Below are 3,935 nucleotides of genomic sequence, written 5' to 3' on the forward strand. Positions count from 1 at the left end.
CCGAAAGCTGTCGCGTTTCGGCCAGGCGGCGGGCACTCGCATTGCGAAGCACGTCGTGAATTTCCGCCTGTAGCGAGCGCCCGTGGGCCTTCGCCGCGGCTTTCAGCTCCTTCAAGACGTCATCATCGAGGTTTCGGACCAGGACATTTGCCATTGCAGCAATTCTCCGATAGTGGTATCACAATGATACCACGGCACGTCCATCTTGAACGACCAAGATCAGTTCCGCGAATGGTCGGGGAGGCCGCAATGGCTTCAGCCGCGAGAAACGATTTGGAGCGACGTGCGCGCTGTGCCAGCGCCTCGAGTCGGCTCTTGGTGTCGCTGTCAATCCGCACTGAAAGGGTTGTCGTTCCACGCGCGGCCGCGCCAGTGTCGCCGCACCCGATCGCCGTGCAGGATCTCCGCGAGGATCTCCACGGTCTCGACAATCGTCGTGCCCGAGCGGTTGAAGTACCGATTGCCGTCGGCGAGCGCGACACGCCCGCCCTTCACCGCGCGCAGCTCGAACCAGTGGGGCAGGCGCTCGAGGGTCGGGATCTCCTGGAGCGTCCTCTCGAGGCCGAATCCGCACGGGGCGACCACGATGTAGTCGGGATCCGCTTCGAGGACGCGCTCCCAGGCAACCGCCGTCGAGTGGACGCCCGGCTCGCCCAGGAGCGGCGCGCCTCCAGCCGCTTCGATCAGTTCCGGTCCCCAGTTGCCAGAGGTAAAGACCGGCTCGGTCCACTCCACCATCACGACGGTCGGCCGGGGGCGGCCCCGTACGCTCTCGCTCACCGCACTGATGCGTCTCTGCATGCCGGCCACGAGCACGTCCCCGGCCTGCTCCCGACCGAGCGCGTGCGCCACGGATCGAATCCCGTCGTAGATATCCGCGAGACGGCCGGCCGAGAGCGAAACCACCTGTGTCGCCGGCGCCGAGCAGCCGGATCGCCGCACGTCGGCCGGCGTGACCGCACAGACGTCGCAGTGGATCTGCGCGATCAGGAGGTCAGGCGTCAATCGGTCGATCAGGTCGCCGTCAACGTGGTACAGAGGCTCGCCAGCCCGCAGCCGCCGTTTCACGTCCGCATCGATCTCGCGGCTGGACCGCGTGACGTCGAACGCCGGCTGAGTGCACACGGGGAGCGTGCGTACCCACTCGGGGTTGTCGCACTCGTGCGAGCGCCCCACGAGCGCGTCGCCGGCGCCCAGGGCACACACGATTTCCGTGCCGCTCGCCAGCAAGGAGACGACTCGCATGACTCACCTGTCGCTGGCGGCCAGGTCCATCCCCGCGGGAACGAGGTCCGCGTAGTGGCGGCCGTCCCGAGTCACGATCTCGCCCACCGCGACAGGCACCGGCCGCTTGAAGACCGGCCCGTCGTAGACGAACGTGTGGAACTCGCCATACTCGCCGCAGGGATCGATGCCCGCGGGGAGCGAGGCGAGCAGCTCGTCGTCGTACGGCCTTCCGGCGAAGCCGGGCCCCACTTTTCCCTCGACGCATGAAAGATAGCCCTTGAATCCCATGGCGATCACCTCGCGCGCCAGCTTCGCCGTGTCTCGCTTCCAGAGCGGAAACACGCCGCGCATCCCGGCCTTCGCCAGGTTCTGCTCCCGGTAGGCACGCACGTCCTCGAGCAGGAGGTCGCCGAAGCCGACCGCCTCCGCGCCCCGCGCCTTGTACCGCGCCATGACCTCCGCCATGATCCGCTCGTAGACGTCGTTGGGGCAGGGAGAGCCGTCCGACGAGGGGAGATACACCTTGTCCAACGGGATGCCGATGGCGTCCGCCTGCTGTTCGAGCAGGGCCTCGCGGACGCCGTGAATGCTGATGCGCCGGTACTCCCCGGAAACCGTGGTCAGCAGGGCGACGACGTTGTATGCGTTGGTGTTGCGCAGCTCGTGCAGCGCGACGGCGCTATCTTTCCCGCCGCTCCAGGACATCACAATCGGCAGCTTCATGACGTCCCATAGTCTAGCGCGCCGCGTCGCCGCCCGTGCCGAGTGTGCCCGTGTCGATGCCGGCGCGCTTCAGCAGGGCTTCGAACCCGCTCTTGTCCACGCTCTTCGCGTGAGCTTCCTCAGGCGCCACGAGTTTTTCGCGACGAGGTCCATCAAGGCGTCGTAGAGCCCGTCGAGCCCGACTAGCGTGCCGCGCCACTGCTGGCGAAGAGCCCCGGATAGCGGCCCGGCTGCGAGCGCAGGTACTGGTTGGGCGCCTTCACCGTGCCGCCCAGATGCGCGGCCGCATGCCACGGCCAGCGCGGGTCGTACAGGATGGCGCGGGCGATGGCGACGAAATCCGCGTCGCCAGTTCCGATGATGGCCTCCGCCTGCTCGAACTCCGTGATGAGCCCGACGGCGACGACCGGAAGCGTGGTCGCCTCCTTCACCGCTCGGGCGAGAGGCACCTGGTAGCCGGGTCCGACCGGTACCCGCTGCGCCGGCGTGAGGCCGCCGCTCGACACGTGGATGGCGCTGCACCCTCGCTGCTCGAGCGCGCGTGCGAACGCGATCGTCTGCTCGATGTCCCACCCTCCCGGCGCCCAGTCAGTGCCGGATACGCGCACCGCCACCGGCCGTTCGTCCGGGAACGCGGCGCGGACGGCGTCGAACACCTCGAGGGGAAAGCGCATGCGATTCTCGAGGCTGCCGCCATATTCGTCTTCACGACGATTCGACAACGGCGAGAGGAACTCGTGAAGCAGGTACCCATGCGCGGCGTGCACCTGCACCGCATCCAGACCCAGCCGCCCCGCCCGCTCGGCTGCGCTCGCAAAGGCGTCTCGAATTCTCTTCAACCCCCGCGCGTCGAGTGCTTCCGGCGGATTCTCTCCTTGCGCGAACGGGATTGAGGAAGGCGCGACCGTCTGCCATCCTGACGGCTCGTGCGGCGGAATCTGCGCGGATCCCTCCCACGGCGCTCGCGTCGAGCCCTTGCGCCCGGCATGGGCCAGCTGGATGGCGATCGGGATGTCGGACCAGCGACGGACGCTCTCGAGCGTCCGTGCGAGGGCCGACTCGGTCTCATCCGACCACAGGCCGAGATCGCGCGGCGAAATGCGCCCCTCGGGCACCACGGCCGTGGCCTCAATTGTCAGCAGCGCCGCGCCGGACAGCGCGAGATGCCCAAGATGGATGACATGCCAGTCGGTGGCCCGGCCCTCGTCTGCCGAGTACTGGCACATGGGCGCGATGACGATGCGGTTGCGGAGCTCCAGTCCGGCGACACGGAACGGAGTAAACAGGCGGGGGTTGCTCATCGGTAATTATAGACGCCGGAGAGCCCCTTCGCGATCCGCCCGGCGGTGGATCTGGCCCGCAGGCACCGTCCCGATCAGGCGGCGACGTCCTGGCAGCAGCATCGGAACCCTGCGACGGCACTCCTGGTACAGCGCGCCATGTTCGGAAACGAGATCCCTTTCCTCGAACTGGATCGCGAGAAGAATGTAGGCGGTGGTCGCCACCGCGAACACCAGATGCGCCAGCGTCATGGTGGGCGTCATCCAGAACGCGAACAGGAACCCGAGGTACAGCGGATGCCGGACGAATCGATACGGCAGCGTCGTGCGGAACGGCACCCGCGTGTACGGCCTGCCGGTGAGCGGCAGCCACACCTGGCGCAGCCCGAACAGGTCGAAGTGATTGATCGCGAACGTCACGGCGAGGACCGTCGTCCAGCCGAGGGCAAACAGCGTCCACAGCGCAACGCGTGCGGCGGCGTTCTCGACCGACCAGATCTCGATGCCGATCGGACGCCACTGCGAGAAGAGCAGAAGCAGCGCGAGGCTGGCGCACAACACGAACGCGGAGCGCTCGATCGTCCACGGCACGACCTGCGTCCAGCGTTCCTTGAACCAGCGCCGCGCCATGTTACGTCCAGAGGATGCGCCGCTCGCCATCCGCGTTTTGTTCCGGTTCGACTGGAATTGCGGCCCCGGACGTGA

The 3,935-nt window shown here is 67.4% G+C and carries 5 protein-coding genes; all 5 read right to left on the reverse strand.

What is annotated here, in order from left to right:
* Positions 1-122: 122 nt before the first annotated feature.
* Positions 123-389, reverse strand: coding sequence for a ribbon-helix-helix protein, CopG family (locus tag HYU53_17195; GenBank protein MBI2222926.1), 267 nt, complete (start codon positions 387-389; stop codon positions 123-125).
* Positions 328-1,245, reverse strand: coding sequence for an ABC transporter substrate-binding protein (locus HYU53_17200; GenBank protein ID MBI2222927.1), 918 nt, complete (start codon positions 1,243-1,245; stop codon positions 328-330). Before HYU53_17200 ends, HYU53_17195 begins: the two co-directional genes overlap by 62 nt.
* A 3-nt stretch (positions 1,246-1,248) precedes the next feature.
* On the reverse strand, positions 1,249-1,950 hold the full coding sequence (locus HYU53_17205; GenBank protein MBI2222928.1) for an adenine nucleotide alpha hydrolase: 702 nt from the start codon (positions 1,948-1,950) through the stop codon (positions 1,249-1,251).
* Positions 1,951-2,132: 182 nt separating this feature from the next.
* Positions 2,133-3,251: an NADH:flavin oxidoreductase/NADH oxidase gene (locus HYU53_17210; GenBank protein ID MBI2222929.1), complete on the reverse strand. Its 1,119-nt coding sequence runs from the start codon at positions 3,249-3,251 to the stop codon at positions 2,133-2,135.
* A gap of 6 nt (positions 3,252-3,257) precedes the next feature.
* The coding region (locus tag HYU53_17215; GenBank protein ID MBI2222930.1) for an isoprenylcysteine carboxylmethyltransferase family protein at positions 3,258-3,935 on the reverse strand (678 nt) is incomplete at its 5' end.

It is taken from the genome of Acidobacteriota bacterium (genome assembly GCA_016184105.1).
In the GTDB taxonomy this organism is placed as follows: domain Bacteria; phylum Acidobacteriota; class Vicinamibacteria; order Vicinamibacterales; family 2-12-FULL-66-21; genus JACPDI01.